The 18,690-nt window shown below is 65.2% G+C and carries 17 protein-coding genes; 11 read left to right on the top strand and 6 right to left on the bottom strand.

The genetic code is table 11. From position 1 onward, the window contains the following. The first annotated feature begins 22 nt into the window (after window positions 1-22). From WKB25_RS06535 to WKB25_RS06520, 4 genes are all read left to right on the top strand, one after another. Complete coding sequence (locus tag WKB25_RS06535; protein WP_089236121.1) at window positions 23-952, top strand: metalloregulator ArsR/SmtB family transcription factor; 930 nt, start codon at window positions 23-25, stop codon at window positions 950-952. Window positions 953-959: 7 nt separating this feature from the next. Next, window positions 960-2,054, top strand: a complete 1,095-nt coding sequence (locus WKB25_RS06530) for a homocysteine S-methyltransferase family protein (RefSeq protein WP_340569521.1) — start codon at window positions 960-962, stop codon at window positions 2,052-2,054. Between the two features lie 54 nt (window positions 2,055-2,108). Then, complete coding sequence (gene metH / locus WKB25_RS06525; protein ID WP_340569519.1) at window positions 2,109-4,793, top strand: methionine synthase; 2,685 nt, start codon at window positions 2,109-2,111, stop codon at window positions 4,791-4,793. A 231-nt stretch (window positions 4,794-5,024) separates the two neighbouring features. Next, window positions 5,025-6,002, top strand: coding sequence for an alpha/beta hydrolase (locus WKB25_RS06520; protein WP_340569517.1), 978 nt, complete (start codon window positions 5,025-5,027; stop codon window positions 6,000-6,002). 83 nt (window positions 6,003-6,085) lie between these two features. Here the strand turns inward: WKB25_RS06520 and WKB25_RS06515 are convergent, their stop codons facing one another. The 5 genes from WKB25_RS06515 to WKB25_RS06495 form a co-directional block, all read right to left on the bottom strand. Then, on the bottom strand, window positions 6,086-6,769 hold the full coding sequence (locus WKB25_RS06515; protein WP_340569516.1) for a DUF2058 family protein: 684 nt from the start codon (window positions 6,767-6,769) through the stop codon (window positions 6,086-6,088). Between the two features lie 10 nt (window positions 6,770-6,779). Beyond that, the gene (locus WKB25_RS06510) at window positions 6,780-7,019 is read right to left on the bottom strand and encodes a SlyX family protein (protein WP_025876828.1); all 240 of its coding nucleotides are present in this window, start codon (window positions 7,017-7,019) and stop codon (window positions 6,780-6,782) included. Next, entirely contained in the window at window positions 7,012-8,361 is a 1,350-nt protein-coding gene (locus WKB25_RS06505) for a UDP-glucose/GDP-mannose dehydrogenase family protein (protein ID WP_340569513.1), read from the bottom strand. The genes WKB25_RS06510 and WKB25_RS06505 overlap by 8 nt, the downstream gene beginning before the upstream one ends. Before the next feature lie 23 nt (window positions 8,362-8,384). Next, entirely contained in the window at window positions 8,385-9,362 is a 978-nt protein-coding gene (locus WKB25_RS06500) for an FKBP-type peptidyl-prolyl cis-trans isomerase (protein WP_340569512.1), read from the bottom strand. Between the two features lie 96 nt (window positions 9,363-9,458). Continuing rightward, window positions 9,459-10,046: a glutathione peroxidase gene (locus tag WKB25_RS06495; protein WP_340569511.1), complete on the bottom strand. Its 588-nt coding sequence runs from the start codon at window positions 10,044-10,046 to the stop codon at window positions 9,459-9,461. Between the two features lie 622 nt (window positions 10,047-10,668). On the opposite strand from WKB25_RS06495, the gene WKB25_RS06490 reads away from it, so the two are divergent. From WKB25_RS06490 to WKB25_RS06465, 6 genes are all read left to right on the top strand, one after another. Next, complete coding sequence (locus tag WKB25_RS06490) at window positions 10,669-11,028, top strand: GntR family transcriptional regulator (protein ID WP_012511573.1); 360 nt, start codon at window positions 10,669-10,671, stop codon at window positions 11,026-11,028. Further along, window positions 11,028-11,918, top strand: a complete 891-nt coding sequence (locus tag WKB25_RS06485; protein ID WP_340569508.1) for an ABC transporter ATP-binding protein — start codon at window positions 11,028-11,030, stop codon at window positions 11,916-11,918. The genes WKB25_RS06490 and WKB25_RS06485 overlap by 1 nt, the downstream gene beginning before the upstream one ends. Next, window positions 11,915-12,940 (top strand): hypothetical protein, encoded by a 1,026-nt coding sequence (locus WKB25_RS06480; RefSeq protein ID WP_340569507.1) that lies wholly within the window; start codon window positions 11,915-11,917, stop codon window positions 12,938-12,940. The genes WKB25_RS06485 and WKB25_RS06480 overlap by 4 nt, the downstream gene beginning before the upstream one ends. A 22-nt stretch (window positions 12,941-12,962) precedes the next feature. Continuing rightward, window positions 12,963-13,847: a hypothetical protein gene (locus WKB25_RS06475; protein WP_340569505.1), complete on the top strand. Its 885-nt coding sequence runs from the start codon at window positions 12,963-12,965 to the stop codon at window positions 13,845-13,847. A gap of 30 nt (window positions 13,848-13,877) precedes the next feature. Next, window positions 13,878-14,480, top strand: coding sequence for a DUF2884 family protein (locus WKB25_RS06470; protein WP_340569504.1), 603 nt, complete (start codon window positions 13,878-13,880; stop codon window positions 14,478-14,480). Window positions 14,481-14,586: 106 nt separating this feature from the next. Then, complete coding sequence (locus WKB25_RS06465; RefSeq protein WP_032951937.1) at window positions 14,587-15,012, top strand: hypothetical protein; 426 nt, start codon at window positions 14,587-14,589, stop codon at window positions 15,010-15,012. 82 nt (window positions 15,013-15,094) lie between these two features. On the opposite strand, the gene WKB25_RS06460 is transcribed toward WKB25_RS06465, so the two are convergent. Beyond that, window positions 15,095-16,534: a class II fumarate hydratase gene (locus WKB25_RS06460; protein WP_340569502.1), complete on the bottom strand. Its 1,440-nt coding sequence runs from the start codon at window positions 16,532-16,534 to the stop codon at window positions 15,095-15,097. Between the two features lie 289 nt (window positions 16,535-16,823). On the opposite strand from WKB25_RS06460, the gene purB reads away from it, so the two are divergent. Next, on the top strand, window positions 16,824-18,191 hold the full coding sequence (gene purB / locus WKB25_RS06455) for an adenylosuccinate lyase (RefSeq protein WP_340569501.1): 1,368 nt from the start codon (window positions 16,824-16,826) through the stop codon (window positions 18,189-18,191). The last annotated feature ends 499 nt before the right edge of the window (window positions 18,192-18,690 follow it).

Below are 18,690 nucleotides of genomic sequence, written 5' to 3'. Positions count from 1 at the left end.
ATATCGCGATAGGTAGATGTTTATGGATCTGGAAGACTGGTCGACCCGCCTGAAGGTGTTCGCCGACGCTACCCGTGTGCGCCTGCTGGCGCTGCTGGAGCAGGAAGAGCTGACCGTGGCCGAGCTCTCGGCCATCACCCGGTTGGCGCAGCCACGGGTATCGACGCATCTGGCGCGCCTGAAGGAAGCCGGCCTGGTGCGCGACCGCCGCGCGGGCGTGTCGGCCTATTACCGTTTCGACGAGGCCCAGCTGGACCCGGCGCAGCGTGCATTGTGGCATGCCCTGAGCAACGGAAGCGATGACCCGTTGCTGCGCCAGGATGCTGAACGGGTCGCTGCGGTGCTCGCCCACCGCGCTTCCGACCAGAACTGGGCCGACAGCGTGGCCGGCGACATGGAGCGCCACTACTCTCCGGGGCGCACCTGGGAAGCGCTGGCGCGCACCGCGCTGCCGTTGCTGGAAACCGGCGACGTGCTGGATATCGCCTCCGGCGACGGTGTGCTGGCCGAACTGGTTGCCCCGCACGCCAGGCGTTACGTGTGCATCGACACCAGCGCGCGCGTGGTGGCCGCCGCCAGCGAACGCCTGCGTCGCCTGCCCAATGTGGAAGTGCGCGAGGGCGACATGCATGCCCTGCCCTTCAAGGACCGCAGCTTCGACCTGGTCGTGCTGATGCACGCGCTGACCTACGCCAGCAAGCCGGCGCAGGCGGTCACCGAGGCCGCACGCGTGCTGCGCCCGGGCGGTCGCCTGCTGCTGTGCAGCCTGGCCCGCCACGAGCACAAGGCCGCGGTCGATGCCTATGGCCACGTCAACCTCGGCTTCAGCGACAAGGAACTGAAGAAGTTCGTCGACAAGGCCGGCCTGCAGGTCTCCAACCTGGAAACGGTCACCCGCGAAAAGCGCCCGCCGCATTTCGAAGTGATCTCGCTGATCGCCAACAAGCCCTGAGGTCGACATGCCCGCCCTGCCCTGGCTGCACCCGGAACGCGTGGAATTGCTGCTCGCCGCCCTGCGTGATCGCATCCTGATCATCGACGGCGCGATGGGCACGATGATCCAGCGCCACGGCCTGCAGGAAGACGACTACCGGGGCGAGCGCTTCGCCGGCGGCTACGACCACGCCCATGGCCGCGGCTGCGACCATGGCGGAACACCGGAAGGCCACGACCTGAAAGGCAACAATGATCTGTTGCTGCTGACCCGACCGGAGGTCATCGCCGGCATCCACAGCGCGTACCTGGAAGCCGGCGCAGACCTGGTGGAAACCAATACCTTCAACGCCACCGCGGTCAGCCAGGCCGACTACCACCTCGAACACCTGGTGTACGAGCTGAACAAGGCGGGCGCTGCCGTCGCCCGTGCCTGCTGTGATGCGGTGGAGGCGACCACGCCGGGCAAGCCACGCTTCGTCATCGGTGTACTCGGCCCGACCAGCCGCACCGCCTCGATCAGCCCGGACGTCAACGATCCCGGTTTCCGTAACACCAGTTTCGACGAACTGCGCAGCACCTACCGCGAAGCCATCGATGGCCTGATCGATGGTGGCGCCGACACGATCATGGTCGAGACCATCTTCGATACGCTCAACGCCAAGGCCGCGCTGTATGCCATCGAGGAAGCCTTCGATGCACGTGGCGCGCGGCTGCCGATCATGATTTCCGGCACCATCACCGATGCCTCCGGGCGCACCCTGTCCGGGCAGACCGCCGAGGCTTTCCAGGCATCACTCGCGCATGCACGGCCGTTGTCGATCGGCCTGAACTGCGCGCTCGGCGCCGACGCGATGCGTCCGCATGTGGAAACCCTGTCGCAGGTGTCGGACTGCTACGTCAGTGCCCATCCCAATGCGGGCCTGCCCAATGCGTTCGGCGAGTACGACGAAACACCCGAGGAAATGGCGGCCACCCTGCGCGGCTTTGCCGAAGATGGTCTGCTGAACCTGGTTGGTGGCTGCTGCGGCTCCACCCCGGACCATATCCGCGCGATCGCGCTTGCGGTAGCCGGGCTGCCGCCGCGCACCCTGCCTGCCGCCCAGGTGCAGGCGGCATGAACACCTCCGCCCCCTCCCGCACGCCCCCCTGTTGCCGCTGAGTTGCCGCCGATCATGACGCCTGTCCGCCCTACCCGCCTGTCCGGCCTGGAACCGCTGGTCATCACCCCGGACCTGCTGTTCGTCAATGTCGGTGAACGCACCAACGTCACCGGCAGTGCGCAGTTCCGCAAGCTGATCAAGGAAGGACGCTACGAAGAAGCGGTGGACGTGGCCCGGCAGCAGGTGGCCAGCGGCGCGCAGATCCTCGACGTCAACATGGACGAGGGCCTGATCGATTCGGAAGCGGCGATGACCCGCTACCTCAACCTGATCATGTCCGAGCCGGACATCGCGCGCATCCCGGTGATGGTCGATTCCTCCAAATGGAGCGTGATCGAGGCTGGCCTGAAGTGCCTGCAGGGCAAGAGCGTGGTCAATTCGATCTCGCTGAAGGAAGGCGAGGAGCTGTTCCGCGAGCATGCGCGCAAAGTACTGCGCTATGGCGCCGCCGCGGTGGTGATGGCCTTCGATGAGGCCGGGCAGGCCGACACCTGCGCGCGCAAGGTCGAAATCTGCACACGCGCCTATCGCCTGCTGGTCGATGACATCGGCTTCCCGCCGCAGGACATCATCTTCGACCCGAACATCTTCGCCGTCGCCACCGGCATTGAAGAGCATGACAACTACGCGGTCGACTTCATCGAAGCCACCCGCATCATCAAGCAGACGCTGCCGCACTGCCATGTATCCGGCGGCGTATCGAACGTATCGTTCTCGTTCCGTGGCAACGAGACCGTGCGCCAGGCGATCCACTCGGTGTTCCTGTACCACGCGATCGCCGCGGGCATGGACATGGGTATCGTCAACGCCGGCGCCATGCCGATCTACGACGAACTGGAGCCGGACCTGCGCGAGCGGGTGGAGGACGTGATCCTCAACCGCCGCCGTGATGCCACCGAGCGCCTGCTTGAAATCGCCGAGCGCTACAAGGGCAGCAAGGGCGCGGCGAAGACCGAAGACCTGGCCTGGCGCGAGAAGCCGGTGGACGCACGCTTGGCGCATGCGCTGGTGCATGGCCTGGACGCGTGGGTGGAAGCCGATACCGAAGAAGCCCGGCAGCGCTCCAGCCGTCCGCTGGACGTGATCGAAGGCCCGCTGATGGATGGCATGAACGTGGTCGGCGACCTGTTCGGTGCCGGCAAGATGTTCCTGCCGCAGGTGGTGAAATCGGCACGGGTGATGAAGAAGGCGGTGGCCTACCTGCTGCCCTACATCGAAGCCGAAAAGGCACGCAGCGGCGACACCGCCCGCAGCAATGGCAGGATCATCATGGCCACGGTGAAGGGCGATGTGCACGACATCGGCAAGAACATCGTCGGCGTGGTCCTGGCCTGCAACAACTTCGAGGTGATCGATCTCGGCGTGATGGTACCGGCGCAGAAGATCCTGGATGCCGCACGCGAGCACCACGCCGACATCATCGGCCTGTCCGGCCTGATCACGCCGTCGCTGGAGGAAATGAGCCATGTCGCCCGTGAAATGCAGCGACAGGGCTTCGATCTGCCGCTGATGATCGGCGGTGCGACCACCTCGCGTGCGCACACCGCGTTGAAGATCGACCCACACTACAAGGCGCCGACGGTCTGGGTGAAGGATGCTTCGCGTGCCGTGGGCGTGGCGCAATCGCTGATCTCGCGCGAGCTGCGCGATGCGTTCGTCGCTGCCAACGAAGCCGACTACGCCGAGATCCGTACCCGCCATCGCAACCGCGGCGACGCCAAGCGCCTGGTCTCGCTGGAACATGCACGCGGCCAGAAGTTCCAGGGCGACTGGGAGGCGTACACGCCACCCACACCGAAGCAGCCAGGCCTGCATGTATTCGATGACTACCCGCTGGCCGAGCTGGTGCCCTACATCGACTGGACGCCGTTCTTCCAGGCCTGGGAGCTGGCCGGCAAGTATCCGGCCATCCTCACCGATGAGATCGTCGGCACCCAGGCCAGCGAGCTGTACCAGGACGCGCGCGCGATGCTCGACCGCATCGTCAACGAGAAGTGGCTGCAGGCCAAGGCTGTGTTCGGCCTGTGGCCGGCCAACAGCGTCGGCGACGACGTGCGTGTGCAGCATCCCGATGGCGAGACCACCCTGCACTTCCTCCGCCAGCAGGTGGACAAGCCTGCCGAACGCCCTGACTTCTGCCTTGCCGATTTCATCGCCCCTGCCGACAGCGGCAAGCAGGATTGGATCGGCGCCTTCGCGGTCACCGCCGGCATCGGTATCGACGCGCACGTGTCCCGTTTCGAAGCCGACCACGACGACTACAACGCGATCCTGCTGAAGGCGCTCGCCGACCGCTTTGCCGAAGCCCTGGCCGAACGCCTGCACCAGCGCGTACGCACCAGCTTCTGGGGTTACGACCACGCCGAAACACTCGACAACGAAGCGCTGATCGACGAAAAGTACCGCGGCATCCGCCCTGCGCCCGGCTACCCGGCCTGTCCCGAACACAGCGAGAAGCGCCGGCTGTTCGACCTGCTGGGCGCGGAGACCAACGCCGACATGCAGCTGACTGAAAGCTTCGCGATGCTGCCGACCGCGGCGGTGTCGGGCTACTACTTCAGCCACCCGCAGAGCCAGTATTTCGTGGTCGGCCGTCTCGGCCGCGAGCAGGTGACTGACTATGCACGCCGCAAGGGCGTGGACCGCGCCCAGGCCGAACGTTGGCTGGCTTCGAATCTGGATTACGATCCGGAATGATGCCGTCGAGTCCGATACGTTGCGCACGGTGACCATCTGACGCATTCGACTAGTCCCCTGCGAAGCGGCGTTATCGCGACGGGGTGCCCCATCACCTGTTGAGTCGCAATTGCGACGACAATTGACGCGTGCAGCCAATATTCCTGAACGCGATTGCTTCAGAAGCGCGAGATCGGCTCCATTCGAGATAACGCTGTTTCATCCTGCCCGCTCCCCCGGAGTGGATCCCTCATGCGACTCTTCCTGCTTCTGCTCACACTGCTGGCGTCCGCATCTGCGGCAGCCGCGCCGCCTCCAGCGGCCTGGCCATCGAAGACCTTCTATCGCAGCATCGATGTTGATGGGCATCGCACCTTCTACCGGGAAGCCGGCGAACGCTCACGGCCCACCCTGCTTCTGTTGCACGGCTATCCGTCGTCGTCGCATACGTACCGAGAACTCATCCCTCTCCTGTCCGGCCACTACCATGTGATCGCACCGGACTACCTTGGCTCCGGCCTGACAGACCATCCCGACCCTACCGACGAGAACTACACGTTCCAGCGCCTGGCACGGCACATCGCCGCGTTCACCGACGCGGTGGGATTGCAGCGTTACAGCCTGTACATGCAGGATTTCGGTGCACCAGTGGGCTTCCGCCTCATGCAGCTGCAGCCCGAACGATTGCAGGCGCTGGTGGTGCAGAACGCCAATGCCTATCTGGACGGACTCACACCGGCACGGCTGCGCTTCTTCGAACAGGCACACCGTGACGCTTCCCCCGGCACCCTCCTGCAGTTGCATGGCCTGACCTCAGCTGAAGGCGTGATCAACCTGCAATACCTGCGGGACGTGAACGGTCACCCTGAGAAGATCAGCCCCGACGCATGGCAACACGATCTCAGAGGCCTGGCCAGCCAAGCCCAGCAACTGGCGCAGGTGCAACTCTTCCAGGACTACTGGACCAATATAGAGGCCTATCCGGAATGGCAGGCATTCCTGCGTACGCACCAACCTCCAGCGCTGGTGCTATGGGGCAAGCATGACCCCGCGTTCATCGCCGCCGGTGCACTGGCGTATCGCCGCGATCTGCCAGATGCCGACATCAGCCTGATCGATGCGGGACATTTCGCCGTTGAGGAGCACGCCGTACTGATCGCGCAACAGATAGTCACCTTCCTCGGGCGGCTGGAGCAGCAGGGGCAGCTAGCGCCCGACTCCACCCAATGAGCACGCACTGCGTCCAGAACAGTACCGCATCAAACAACGACGCCGGGCATTGCCCGGCGTCGTTGTTGTGACTTTCCAGAGACTTACCAGACCAGGTCGTCGGGCACCTGGTACTGCGGGTCGGCGTAGGGATCGTCCTCGGCCGGCGCATTCGGGTCGACCTTCAACGCCACCGAAGCCGCAAACACCGCTTCAGACTGGGCCAGAACCTCGGCCGTCACCAGCAGGTAGCGACCGTTGAGCTGGACCACGCCCAGTTCGCCGGCGTTGAGTGCCTTGAGCTGCTCGGCAGTGACGTAGATGCGCTTGATCTTGCCGCCGTACGGGAAGTGGCGCGCGATGTCGGCCGCTTCAGCATTCAGGCCCTTGTCCTTCAGCAGCTCTTCCAGCTTCACCTTGGCCTCGCGGCGCTGGCGTGCCTCTTCCTGCTTCAGGCGCTCGGTCTCGATACGCTCTTCCTTCTCGCGCTGGGCACGGATCGCGTAGGCCTTGGCCAGATCCATTTCCTCGGCGGTACGCGGCTTGCGCGGACCCTGCCCGTGGCCCTGGCCACGCTGCTGGCCAGGCTTGCCCGGGCCGCCACTGCCATGCGCCCGCCGCTCGCCAGGCTTGTGTTCGCCCTTGCCTGCGTGCTGCGGCTTTCCATTGCCAGCGCCACCCTTGCCCTGCGGGCGGCCATCACGGCGGGGGCCATCATTCTTGCGCTCGGGCTTGGGCGCGGGCTTGAAGCCCAGGCCCATCAGCTGGTCGCGGAGGGTATCGCTCATAGGATATGGATCAGTAGTGCGGCGGCGGCGGTTCGCTCGCCGGATCAGAAGAATTCAATGCATTGCGGACCTTGCCCAGGTCCTCCAGCAACACGCGCAGGATGCCGGCATTGCGGCTGCCTTCCATACGCGCGTCTGCCAGTGCATCGCTCAGTTCGGCCAACGCGTGTTCCTGGAAGGACACGCGCATCTCCAGCTCGACCAGGCGCGCTTCCAGCGCCTGCTCGCGTTCGGTCGGTACTTCAGACATGCAGCGAACGCCCCCGGCCTATGCCGTAGTACGCAAGGCCAGCGGCCTCGACGTCGGCCGGCTCATACAGATTGCGGCCATCGAACACCACCGCATCCTTCAGCCGCTCGCGCAGCATCTGGAAATCGGGGCTGCGGAACTGCTTCCACTCGGTTACCACGACCAGCGCATCGGCACCCTGCAGCGCGTCGTCGGCGCTGTCACAGAACACCAGATCATCGCGCTCGCCAAAGATCCGCTGCGATTCATGCATCGCCTCCGGATCGTAGGCGCGCACGGTCGCACCGCCCTCCCACAACTGGGCCAGCAGGCGGCGGCTGGAGGCCTCGCGCATGTCGTCGGTATTCGGTTTGAACGCCAGGCCCCACACGGCAAACGTCCTGCCGCGCACGCCTTCGTCCTCACCCTTGTCGTAGTGGCGCTGGATCAGGGCGAACAGGTGCCCCTTCTGCGATTCATTGACCGCCTCCACTGCGTTCAGCAGCTTCGGTTCGAGGCCGGCCTGCTGCGCGGTGCGGGCCAGTGCCTGCACATCCTTGGGGAAACACGAACCGCCGTAACCGGCACCCGGATAGATGAAGTGCCAGCCGATGCGCGGGTCCGAACCGATGCCCTGGCGGACCTGCTCGACGTCGGCGCCGACGCGCTCGGCAATGTTGGCGATCTCGTTCATGAACGAAATCTTGGTGGCCAGCATTGCATTGGCGGCGTACTTGGTCAGCTCGGCCGAACGCACGTCCATCTCCACCACGCGATCGTGGTTGCGATTGAACGGTGCGTACAGGCGCCGCATCACGGCGACCGACTCGGCATTGGTGGCACCGATGATGATGCGGTCAGGCCGCATGCAGTCAGCAACGGCGTCGCCTTCCTTCAGGAATTCAGGGTTGGACACCACATCGAAGGCGATATCCGCGCCACGTGCTGCCAGTTCCTCGGCGATGGCCGCACGCACCTTGTCGGCGGTGCCTACCGGCACCGTCGACTTGTTGACCACCACGGTCGGCACCGAGATGTACCGGCCGATGGTGCGGGCCACGGCCAGCACGTACTGCAGGTCCGCGCTGCCATCCTCGTCCGGCGGCGTGCCCACGGCGATGAACACCACCTGGCCGTGGCCAATGGCGGTCGCCGCGTCGGTGGTGAACACCAGCCGCGACGCGGCGTGGTTGGCCTTCACCATCGGCTCCAGGCCGGGCTCGTAGATCGGGATGATGCCCCGGTTGAGGCCATCCACCTTGGCCTGGTCGATATCGACACAGACCACCTGGTGGCCGACGTCGGCCAGGCAGGTGCCGGTCACCAGACCTACATAACCGGTACCAAAAATCGCAACGCGCATATCCGTGCTGACTCCGTGGTGGCTTACGGCAGAACGCCCAGCAACTCGACGTCGAAGGTCAGGGTGGCGTTCGGACCGATCGGACCACCCGGGGTGCCGTTCTCGCCGTATGCCAGTTCACCCGGAATCCAGAAGCGGTACTTCGAGCCGACCGGCATCAGGGCCAGGCCCTCGGTCCAGCCCTTGATGACCTGGTCCAGACCGAACTCGGTCGGACCACGGCCCGCGGAACTGTCGAACACGGTGCCGTTGAGCAGCTTGCCTTCGTAGTTCACGCGCACCTTGCTGGACGGCAACGGACGCTCGCCGCTGCCCGGACGGATCACCTGGTACTGCAGGCCCGACGGGGTGGTCACCACGCCCGGCTGGGTCTTGTTCTTGTCCAGGAACGCGTTGCCTTCCTGACGGTTGGTCTGCGCGGCCTGTGCGGCCTTGGCCTGCATTTCGGCCTGCTTGGCGCCCATGAACGCCTGGATGGTGGCAGTGGCGTCGGCTTCGGTCATCTTCGGCTGGCCCTTGCTCAGGCCAGTGTTGATCGCGTCAAACAGCGAGGCGGTATCGATATCATCCTTCAGCTGTGCCAGCGACGGCCCGACCGAATAGGCGCCGATCATCTGCGCGACCTTGACCCGGTCGACCTTCGCCGGCTGCGAGCCCGGCGCGACGCCCGGCACCTGCTGGCCGCTGCGGGCCATCACTACCTGGCGCAGGGCGGCATCGGTGGCCTTGGCCTGTTCCTGGGTGATCTGCGGCTGCAGGCCTTCGAAGGAACGTTCCACGGCAGTGCGCAGCGCGGCCGCATCGATTTCATCGGCGATCGGCGCGAACGACTTGGCCACATCCAGACCAATGGCGTAGCCGAGCTTCTGCTTGGGGGAATTCAAGGGTGCGGTCTCCTTGGCGGCCGAGGGAGCGGCCGGTTGTTGCGACAGGGCGACACCGGAGGTGCCCATCGCCAGAATCAGAACCGACGCCGCGGCGCCGCGCATTCCCATTTTCATTCGCTGCATTCCTGGAAGTGACTGGACGCCGACGTCGGCGCGAAAACACGTATTGTCGCACGCATGCCGTCGATGTCGAGGCATCCATGCCGGCATTCAATGTGCAGCTGGTGCTGCAAGCGCCTTGTCGATGGCCGCTTTCAGCTGCGGATCATCCGGGGTGACCTTGCTGGCGAACTGGGCAATGACCCTGCCATCGCGCCCGACCAGATACTTGTGGAAATTCCAGGCGGGCGCCACGCCGGTGGCGGCGGTCAAGCGCTGATACAGCGGCGTAGCCTGCGCGCCTGTCACGTGCACCTTTTCGAACATCGGGAATTTCACACCATAAGTAAGCGTGCAGAAATCCTGGATCTGCTTTTCGTCACCGGGCTCCTGTCCCTTGAAATCGTTGGACGGGAAGCCGAGCACTGCAAACCCCTTGCCGGCGTACTGCTTCTGCAGCGCTTCCAGGCCTTCGTACTGCGGGGTATAGCCGCACTTGCTTGCGGTATTGACCACCAGCAGCACCTGCCCGTGGTAACGCTGCTGCAGGTTGACCTGCTGCTTGCCCGCCAGTGGCCGATACGACAGATCCAGCAGATCGGCGGCAAACGCGCCGGCCGACGTGGCCAGGCCAGTGGCCAGCAGGGTCAACAGGGACAGGCCGCGAAGGCGGCGCGAGGAGGCAGTCGACAAAGGCATGGGAGACGTTCCGCGGTAGCCGTTCCAAGGGTCCGGCCGTGACCGGCCGGGAATCGGCCGAACTATAGCACCGGCGCCTGCACGCCTCTGGAGCACAGACGCTGACGCTGTTGCGCTTTGCACGGCGTGGCGGAAGTCGCTGGCAACGCGCCTCCGCCCTTATCTGATGACATAGCATGGACATGGCTGAATGGAAGACTGACCGAAAACAGCCCGCCGCATCTCTATTTTTCAATCAAAATCAAATAGTTGAAATAATATTTCAGTGCCATGACCACCCCTGCCATCAGTTGGGTAGCGGCAGGACTTGCACACAGGCGTGCCGGTGTTATAGTTGCATACAACACCAGTCACCTGAGACAGGGGGAACCATGAACACCCGGATGCGTCGCAGCCTTACCGCCCCCGCGGTCACCGCGGTATCGACCCTGTTCGTCCTGGTCTGGCTGACCATGCCGGCCCCCCCGGCCGCTTCCTCCCCCGCCCTCTCCGAAAACAGTACGCAGGACGCTGCAATACCCCCTGCAGGGAATGCCGCTCCCTCCCCCCCGCGTCGGCTGCACAGCTCCCTGTCCATGCCGTATTTCTCGTTCGCACAGCCGCTGACCCCACGGAGCTGAATATGAGCGACATCCAGTGGAGCGACGGCGCTCCCATCTACCGCCAGCTGAAGGAACGCGTTATCGCGATGATGCTTGACGGAATACTCAAGCCGGGCGATGCCCTTCCTTCGGTGCGTCAGGTGGCCGCCGATTACCAGCTCAACCCCATCACCGTTTCGCGCGCCTACCAGGAGCTGGCCGATGAAGGCCTGGTCGAGAAGCGCCGCGGGCTGGGCATGTTCATGACCGAACAGGCGGCCACGCAGCTGCGCAGCAGCGAGCGCGAACGCTTCCTCAATGAAGAATGGCCGGCCGTACTGGAGCGCATCCAGCGACTGGGCCTGAGTCTCGACGAATTGTTGCCCCAGGGGAAATTCTGATGAATGCCAGTCCCACTACCGCTGTACCAAGCGACACTGTCATTACCGCCCGTGGCCTTCGCAAGGCCTACAAGAACACGCTCGCGCTCGACAACGCCAGCTTCTCCATACCGGCAGGCCGCATCATCGGCCTGATCGGCCCCAATGGTGCCGGCAAGACCACCGCGCTGAAAGCAGTGCTCGGCCTGACCTCGGTGGAAGGCGAGCTGAGCGTGCTGGGCCGTGACCCGCGTGCGCACCGCGACGATCTGATGAACGACATCTGCTTCATCGCCGATGTCGCCGTGCTGCCGCGCTGGCTGAAGGTGCGTGAGGCGATCGACTTCGTCGCCGGCGTGCATCCGCGCTTCGACCGTGCCCGTTGCGAACGTTTCCTGGCCAATACCAAGCTGCAGCCCAAGCAGCGCGTGCGTGAACTGTCCAAGGGCATGATCGTGCAGCTGCACCTGGCCCTGGTGATGGCCATCGACGCCAAGGTGCTGGTGCTGGACGAACCCACGCTCGGCCTGGACATCCTGTATCGCAAGGAGTTCTACCAGCGCCTGCTGGAAGACTACTTCGACGAGCAGAAGACCATCATCGTCACCACCCACCAGGTGGAGGAGATCGAGCACATCCTCACCGATGTGATGTTCATCCGGGATGGCCGCATCGTGCTCGATGCGGAAATGGACGAGGTCGGCGAGCGCTATACCGAACTGCTGGTCGGCGCCGATCAGCTTGAAACCGCCCGCGCACTGAAGCCCATCGACGAGCGCAGCCAGGCCTTCGGCAAGACGGTCCTGTTGTTCGACGGGGTGCCACGCAGCCAGCTGGCCAGCCTGGGTGAAACCCGCAACGCCGGCCTTGCCGATCTGTTCGTCGCTGTCATGAAGGGGACCTACGCATGAATGCCGTCAACCATCCTGTCAGCCCTGCAGGCACCCTGCGCTGGCTGCTCAAGCGCGAATACTGGGAAAACCGCGGTGGTTTCCTGTACGCCCCGGTGATCGCCGGCATCGTCTCGCTGCTGATGAGCGGCATCGGCATCGGCCTGGGCCTGTTCGCCCTGCATCGTGCCGCGCGCGATGGCGGCCTGCACATCGACGGCGAGAACGTGAACATCAACGGCCTGGATCTGGCCGTGCTGACCCGCGACATCAGTACCAAGGACATGGCCGACCTGGGCAACGGCCTCGACCTGGCGATGGTACTGACCTCGTCCTGGCCGCTGATCGTGCTCGCATTCGTGGTGTTCTTCTACTGCCTGGGCGCGCTGTATGACGACCGTCGCGACCGCAGCATCCTGTTCTGGAAATCGCTGCCGCTGTCGGACACCCAGACCGTGCTGTCCAAGGTGTTCAGTGCACTGATCGTCGCACCGCTCATCGCCATCATCGCGTCCAGCCTGACCCTGCTCGTGTTCATGCTGATACTGTGCCTGGTGGTGGTCTCCCACGGCGGCGATGCGATGCAGCTGATCGTGGGACCTGCCAATCCGATGAGCCTGGTCATGGGCATGTTCGTGTCCATCCCGGTGTACGCCCTGTGGGCGCTGCCCACTGCGGGCTGGCTGCTGCTGTGCTCGGCCTGGGCACGGAGCAAGCCGTTCCTTTGGGCGGTCATGCTGCCGCTGTTTGCCGGCATCATCGTCAGCACCACCAAACTGATGCATCTGTTCGACCTGACCACCGGCTGGTTCTGGCAGCACATCGTCGGCCGCCTGTTGCTGGGCGCGATGCCGGGGATGGACCTGCTGTACCGCGCCGGTGGTGGCGAATCCAGGCAGGACCTGGACTCGATCGTGGCACTGATGTCGCCCGCCGCGCAGCTGAAATCACTTGCCATGCCCGACCTGTGGATCGGCGCGGCCTTCGGCGCGGTCTTCATCTTCCTTGCCATCCGTCTGCGCAAGCGCGCTGGCGAAATCTGACCTTCACCCTGGAGGTACCACCATGCGTTCCCTGATTGCCTGTAGTGCGCTGTTGCTGTTGCCCTTGTCGGCGCTGGCCGCCGATGCACCGAACTGCAAGTTCTCTGAACCACGCACGCTGAAGATCGACGCAACCGGCGCCAGGGCGGTGGTGTTCGAGATCAACCAGCATGACCTGAAGGTGGTCGCCAGCGCCGGTGGCGGCCAGCTCGAAGGCCGCGCGTGCGCGTCCAACAAGGACTGGCTGGACCAGCTGGTGGTGGACCAGCGGCGCGTGGGCGACAAGCTGGTGGTCAGCCTGCGCCGCGACAGCCGCGACTCCCTGTCGATGGGCAGCAGCTACGCCTGGCTGGATATCCGTGGCAGCGTGCCGGACAACCTGCCGCTGCAGTTCAAGATCGGCTCCGGCGACGGCAGCATCGAGAACGCGCAGTCGCTGAGCATGGACGTGGGCTCTGGTGACGGCATCGCCCGCCGCACCCGTGGCAGCGTGCATGCCGCGGTGGGATCGGGCGACCTGGATGTCGATGGTGCCGCATCGTTCAACCTGCTCTCGCTCGGTTCGGGCGACGTCAACGCCCGCAACATCGGCGGAGACGCCAGCATCGGCACCGTCGGTTCCGGTGACCTGAAGGTGACCGACGTGCGCGGCAACGCGCGGCTGGATACCGTTGGCTCCGGCGACATCGGCTTCAAGCAGGTGCAGGGCAACATCGAGATCGGTGGGGTCGGCTCCGGCAATGTCGATATCGAACAGGTCGGCGGCAACGTCCGGGTACGCAGCCACGGCTCGGGCGACATCGACGTCGACGGCGTGCGCGGCAGCCTTACCGTCGAGCACAGCGGCAGCGGCGACGTCCAGCATCGCAGTGTGGCCGGCACCGTCACCCTGCCCCGCGGCAAGTAACGCCCAACCATCCGATTCGAGGGGAATGCCATGAACCTGCTGCGCCTGCTGCCTGCTGCCCTGCTGTGCCTGCCGCTGATCGCCTGTGGCGGCACCTCCAGCCCCGACAAGACTGCCGGCAAGGCGGTGGCCGAGACCGCCGGCGGTGTCGGCCAGACCGTCAAGGAAGCGATGGACGATGCCCGCAAGGAAATCGCCGAGGGCAACATCAAGATCTCCGCCGACAGCCAGCCGCGCGCGGAGATCACCCCGCAGGGACAGCTGCTGATCGGCGGCAAGCAGGTGACGCTGGACGATGGCCAGCGCCGCCAGCTGCTCGATTACCGCGGCCACGTGGTGGCGGTGGCGATGGACGGCATGGACGTGGGCCTGGCGGGCGCCAAGCTCGGTGCCAACGCTGCCGGTGAAGCACTGAAGGGCATCTTCAGCGGCGACAGCGAAGGCATCGAAAAGCGGATCAACGCCGAGGCCGCCAAGATCGAAGCACAGGCCAAGCGCATCTGCGACCGCATGCCGGCCCTGCTGGCCAGCCAGCAGGCGCTGGCGGCCTCGCTGCCGGCGTTCAAGCCCTACGCCACGATGGACCAGAGCGATGTGGACGACTGCGGCAAGGACACCGTCGTCAACCGCTGACCCTGTGACAGATCAGCGCACCCGGCCGGCGGCGCACCTGCGTTGCCGGCCGCTGCGCCCCGGCGGGCTTACAATGAGGGCCCCGGATGCACTCGATTGAACTGCCATGAAAAAGCTGTTTCTGCTGCTGGCCGCCCTGCTCTGCCTGGGCCTGGTCGGCTGTGACCAGGATTATCGCAACCACCGCGCCGAGCGCGGCAAACCGAAGATCTCGGTCAGCGAAAGCATCGTGACCGTACGCCGCCAGCCGGCGCCGAACATCATCATCCTGCCCGACGGGCAGATGAAGATCGACGAGATCCTGATCCCGCTCAACGCCGAGCAGAAGCAGATGCTGCAGACGATGTTCGGAAAGCTGCAGGTGCTGCGCCAGAACACCCTGGTGGCCGCCCCGGCCGATCCCAACATGCAGCCGGTGAAGATCGTGCCGCCGGAAGGCATGCAGGTGATTCCGCCGGACCTGGTGCAGACCATTCCCGAGTTCAAGGATTACACCGAGACCTTCGGCAACATCGTCGCCGACCGTCGCTGAAACGAGAACGCCGCCCTCCCGGGCGGCGTTTCCGTTTGTAGAACCGAGCATAGGCTCGGCTCTACAGAGCGCAGATTGCAGATCAACCGCCGGCACCACCGCCACCGGCCTGGATGCCACCGGCGGTCAGCGCGGTCGGGTCCAGCAGCCGGCGCAGCTCCGCTTCGGCCAGGCCACTGTCTTCCAGCGCTACGTCCAGCACCGGGCGCTGCTCCTTGTAGGCACGCTTGGCGATCGCTGCGGCCTTCTCGTAGCCGATGATCGGGTTCAGCGCGGTCACCAGGATCGGATTGCGCGCCAGCGCTTCGGCCACACGATCCTCGCGCACCTTCAGTCCGGCAATGGCGCTGTCGGCCAGCAGGGTCGACACATTGGCCAGCAGGCCGATGCCATCGAGCAGGTTCACCGCGATCAATGGTAGCGTCACATTGAGCTGGAAATTGCCGGTCTGGCCGGCCACGGTGATCGCCGTGTGGTGGCCGATCACCTGCGCGCAGGCCATCACCGTCGCCTCCGGAATCACCGGATTGACCTTGCCCGGCATGATCGAGGACCCCGGCTGCAGCGCCGGCAGTTCGATCTCGCCCAGGCCCGCCAGCGGACCGGCATTCATCCAGCGCAGGTCGTTGGCGATCTTGATCAGGGCCACCGCCAGCGCATTGAGCTGGCCCGACAGTTCCACCGCATCATCCTGCGCGGCCAGGCCTTCGAACTTGTTCTCGGCGCTGTCGAACTTGAAGCCGGTCTGCTGCTTCAGCGCCTTGGCCACCTGCGCGCCAAAGCGCGGGTCGGCATTGATGCCGGTGCCGATGGCGGTACCACCCAGCGGCAGGCGGCGCACGCGCTTCAGGCTGTCCTCGATGCGCTCCTGTGCCGAGGCCAGCTGCGCCGACCACGCACCAAATTCCTGTTCGAAGGTCAGCGGCATCGCGTCCATCAGGTGGGTGCGGCCGGTCTTGACCACCTTGCGCAGGCTGCGGCCTTTCTTGTCCAGCGTCCTGCGCAGGTGCACCAGCGCCGGCAGCAGCTGCTCGTGGGTGGCCAGCACGGCCGACACGCGCAGCGCCGTCGGGATCACGTCGTTGGAGCTCTGCCCTTGGTTGACGTGATCGTTCGGGTGCACGGTGGTCTTGCCTGCCTTGCCGGCACGATTGGCCAGCGTGGCGATGACCTCGTTGGCATTCATGTTCGAGGAGGTGCCCGAGCCGGTCTGGTAGACGTCGATCGGGAACTGCGCATCCCACGTGCCGTCAGCCACTTCGGCGGCGGCAGACTGGATGGCCTTGGCCACGGTCTTCGGCAGATGCCCCAGCTCGGCGTTGACGCTGGCGGCGGCTCCCTTGACCAGGCCCAGTGCACGGATGAAGCCGCGCGGCATGCGCTGGCCCGACACCGGGAAATTCTGTACAGCGCGCTGGGTCTGCGCGCCCCACAGGGCGTCGGCAGGCACCTGCAGTTCGCCCATGCTGTCGTGCTCGATCCGGAAACCCTTGGGGGCGCTCTTGCTTGCAGCTTTGCTCATTGCATCAACTCCGCACTACTTCGGTTGGGGAAAGGGAAGCGGCGGCTGGCAGGATGTCGCTTCCCGGGCTGGCGGCTGCGACAACGATACTCCCTTGTCCGCAGCGTGGGATGGCGAGGACGGGCCAGATCGTTTCATCCGCATGGCCGATTGAACGGGTAGCGCCGGGACGCGCCCGGCGAGCGCGCAGCGCGGCCACCATCCGCCGGACATGGACCGGCGCTACCGAGCATGCAAAGGCCACGCGTCGTAGAATATCGGCCCCGCCGCCCGTCCCAGCCCTACCGACATGTCCGAATCCGCCCTGCTCGCCCTGTCCCCGCTCGATGGCCGCTATGCCGGCAAGGTCGACGCCCTGCGCCCGATCTTCTCCGAGTACGGCCTGATCAAGGCCCGTGTCACGGTCGAAGTGGAGTGGCTGCTGGCCCTGGCCGCCGAGCCGGGCATCGTCGAGCTGGCCGCGTTCTCCGATGCCGCCATCGCCCGCCTGCGTGCACTGGCCAGCGGCTTCAGCCCGGCCCAGGCCGCGCGCGTGAAGGAGATCGAGCGCACCACCAACCATGACGTCAAGGCAGTGGAGTACTTCATCAAGGAACAGCTGAAGGATGATGCCGAACTGGCCCCGGCGCTGGAGTTCGTGCATTTCGCCTGCACCAGCGAAGACATCAACAACCTCAGCTACGGCCTGATGCTGGAACAGGCCCGTCGCGAAGTGCTGCTGCCGACCCTGGACGGCGTCGCCGATGCACTGCGCACGCTGGCCCACGCCCAGGCGGGCCAGCCGATGCTGTCGCGCACCCACGGCCAGACCGCCTCGCCGACCACCCTCGGCAAGGAGCTGGCCAACGTGGTCGCCCGCCTGGAGCGCCAGCGCCGGCAGATCGCCGCGGTCGAACTGACCGGCAAGATCAACGGCGCGGTCGGCAACTACAACGCACACATCGCCAGCTACCCGGACGTGGACTGGCCGGCCTTCGCCGAGCGCTTCGTCACCGGCCTGGGCCTGGTGTTCAACCCGTACACCACCCAGATCGAGCCGCACGACAACATCGCCGAGATCGGTGATGCCGCCCGCCGCGCCAACATCATCCTGATCGATCTGGCCCGCGACATCTGGGGCTACGTCTCGCTGGGCTATTTCAAGCAGCGCCTGAAGGAAGGCGAAGTCGGTTCGTCGACGATGCCGCACAAGGTCAATCCGATCGATTTCGAGAACGCCGAAGGCAACTTCGGCATTGCCAATGCGCTGTTCGAGCACTTCAGCGCGAAGCTGCCGATCAGCCGCTGGCAGCGTGACCTGACCGACTCCACCGTGCTGCGCGCGCTGGGCACCGCGTTCGGCCACAGCCAGGTGGCACTGGATTCGCTGGCCAAGGGCCTGGGCAAGCTGGAAGTGAACCCGCAGCGCCTGGATGCCGATCTGGATGCGGCCTGGGAAGTGCTGGCCGAGGCCGTGCAGACGGTGATGCGCCGCCATGGCCTGCCGAACCCGTACGAGCAGCTGAAGGCGCTGACCCGTGGCCAGGGCATCACGGCCGAGTCGATGCGCACGTTCGTGCAGGGGCTGGAACTGCCGGCCGATGCCAAGCAGCGCCTGCTGGACATGACCCCGGGCAGCTATACCGGCCTGGCGGAGTCGCTGGCGAAGAAGATCTAAGGGGTTTCCTTTGCGGCGGCGGCCGCGGGCGCTGCCTGCGGCAGGCAACTGCAACTGCAACTGCAACTGCAACGTCAAAGGCGGCTCTGGGTTATTGCCTCGCTTGGCGGGGCGGGTTGGGTTCGCGGGGGACGCCGTGGATCCGTCCGTGGAGGCTTGGCCGCGGCATCCATGCCGCGGACACCCCCGCGAACCCATCCCGCCCCACCTCTGACAGTTGTCCGGTGACGGATCGAAGAGCATTGGGTTGTCGGGACGGAATTTGAAAGAGGGACGCGGCTTCGCCGCGTCCCTCTTTGTTTTGGTTTTTGGGGTCTTTGTAGAGCCGAGCCCATGCTCGGCTGCTTGTTCCAACAGCAAGCCGAGCGTGGGCTCGGCTCTACAGATGCACGAGCAAACGCAGCGCGCGACCCGCTCTTGCCTTTGATTTTCTTCTTCCATTCCGTGGCGGGCCACGCAGGAAACTGTCAGGGGCCGGGCGGGTGGGGCATGAAGGGGG

The organism is Stenotrophomonas sp. G106K1, from assembly GCF_037969685.1.
Taxonomy (GTDB): domain Bacteria; phylum Pseudomonadota; class Gammaproteobacteria; order Xanthomonadales; family Xanthomonadaceae; genus Stenotrophomonas; species Stenotrophomonas lactitubi.
Note: the sequence above shows the minus strand (reverse complement) of the source record. Positions and strands in the feature narration are given on the sequence as shown.

Bases quoted from the DNA above. Each gene is read 5' to 3' on its own strand.
- WKB25_RS06500 (WP_340569512.1), bottom strand. From the start codon at position 9,362: ATGAAAATGGGAATGCGCGGCGCCGCGGCGTCGGTTCTGATTCTGGCG.
- purB (WP_340569501.1), top strand. From the start codon at position 16,824: ATGTCCGAATCCGCCCTGCTCGCCCTGTCCCCGCTCGATGGCCGCTAT.
- WKB25_RS06460 (WP_340569502.1), bottom strand. From the start codon at position 16,534: ATGAGCAAAGCTGCAAGCAAGAGCGCCCCCAAGGGTTTCCGGATCGAG.
- WKB25_RS06465 (WP_032951937.1), top strand. From the start codon at position 14,587: ATGAAAAAGCTGTTTCTGCTGCTGGCCGCCCTGCTCTGCCTGGGCCTG.
- metH (WP_340569519.1), top strand. From the start codon at position 2,109: ATGACGCCTGTCCGCCCTACCCGCCTGTCCGGCCTGGAACCGCTGGTC.
- WKB25_RS06520 (WP_340569517.1), top strand. From the start codon at position 5,025: ATGCGACTCTTCCTGCTTCTGCTCACACTGCTGGCGTCCGCATCTGCG.
- WKB25_RS06510 (WP_025876828.1), bottom strand. From the start codon at position 7,019: ATGTCTGAAGTACCGACCGAACGCGAGCAGGCGCTGGAAGCGCGCCTG.
- WKB25_RS06530 (WP_340569521.1), top strand. From the start codon at position 960: ATGCCCGCCCTGCCCTGGCTGCACCCGGAACGCGTGGAATTGCTGCTC.
- WKB25_RS06485 (WP_340569508.1), top strand. From the start codon at position 11,028: ATGAATGCCAGTCCCACTACCGCTGTACCAAGCGACACTGTCATTACC.
- WKB25_RS06495 (WP_340569511.1), bottom strand. From the start codon at position 10,046: ATGCCTTTGTCGACTGCCTCCTCGCGCCGCCTTCGCGGCCTGTCCCTG.
- WKB25_RS06505 (WP_340569513.1), bottom strand. From the start codon at position 8,361: ATGCGCGTTGCGATTTTTGGTACCGGTTATGTAGGTCTGGTGACCGGC.
- WKB25_RS06480 (WP_340569507.1), top strand. From the start codon at position 11,915: ATGAATGCCGTCAACCATCCTGTCAGCCCTGCAGGCACCCTGCGCTGG.
- WKB25_RS06535 (WP_089236121.1), top strand. From the start codon at position 23: ATGGATCTGGAAGACTGGTCGACCCGCCTGAAGGTGTTCGCCGACGCT.
- WKB25_RS06515 (WP_340569516.1), bottom strand. From the start codon at position 6,769: ATGAGCGATACCCTCCGCGACCAGCTGATGGGCCTGGGCTTCAAGCCC.
- WKB25_RS06470 (WP_340569504.1), top strand. From the start codon at position 13,878: ATGAACCTGCTGCGCCTGCTGCCTGCTGCCCTGCTGTGCCTGCCGCTG.
- WKB25_RS06475 (WP_340569505.1), top strand. From the start codon at position 12,963: ATGCGTTCCCTGATTGCCTGTAGTGCGCTGTTGCTGTTGCCCTTGTCG.
- WKB25_RS06490 (WP_012511573.1), top strand. From the start codon at position 10,669: ATGAGCGACATCCAGTGGAGCGACGGCGCTCCCATCTACCGCCAGCTG.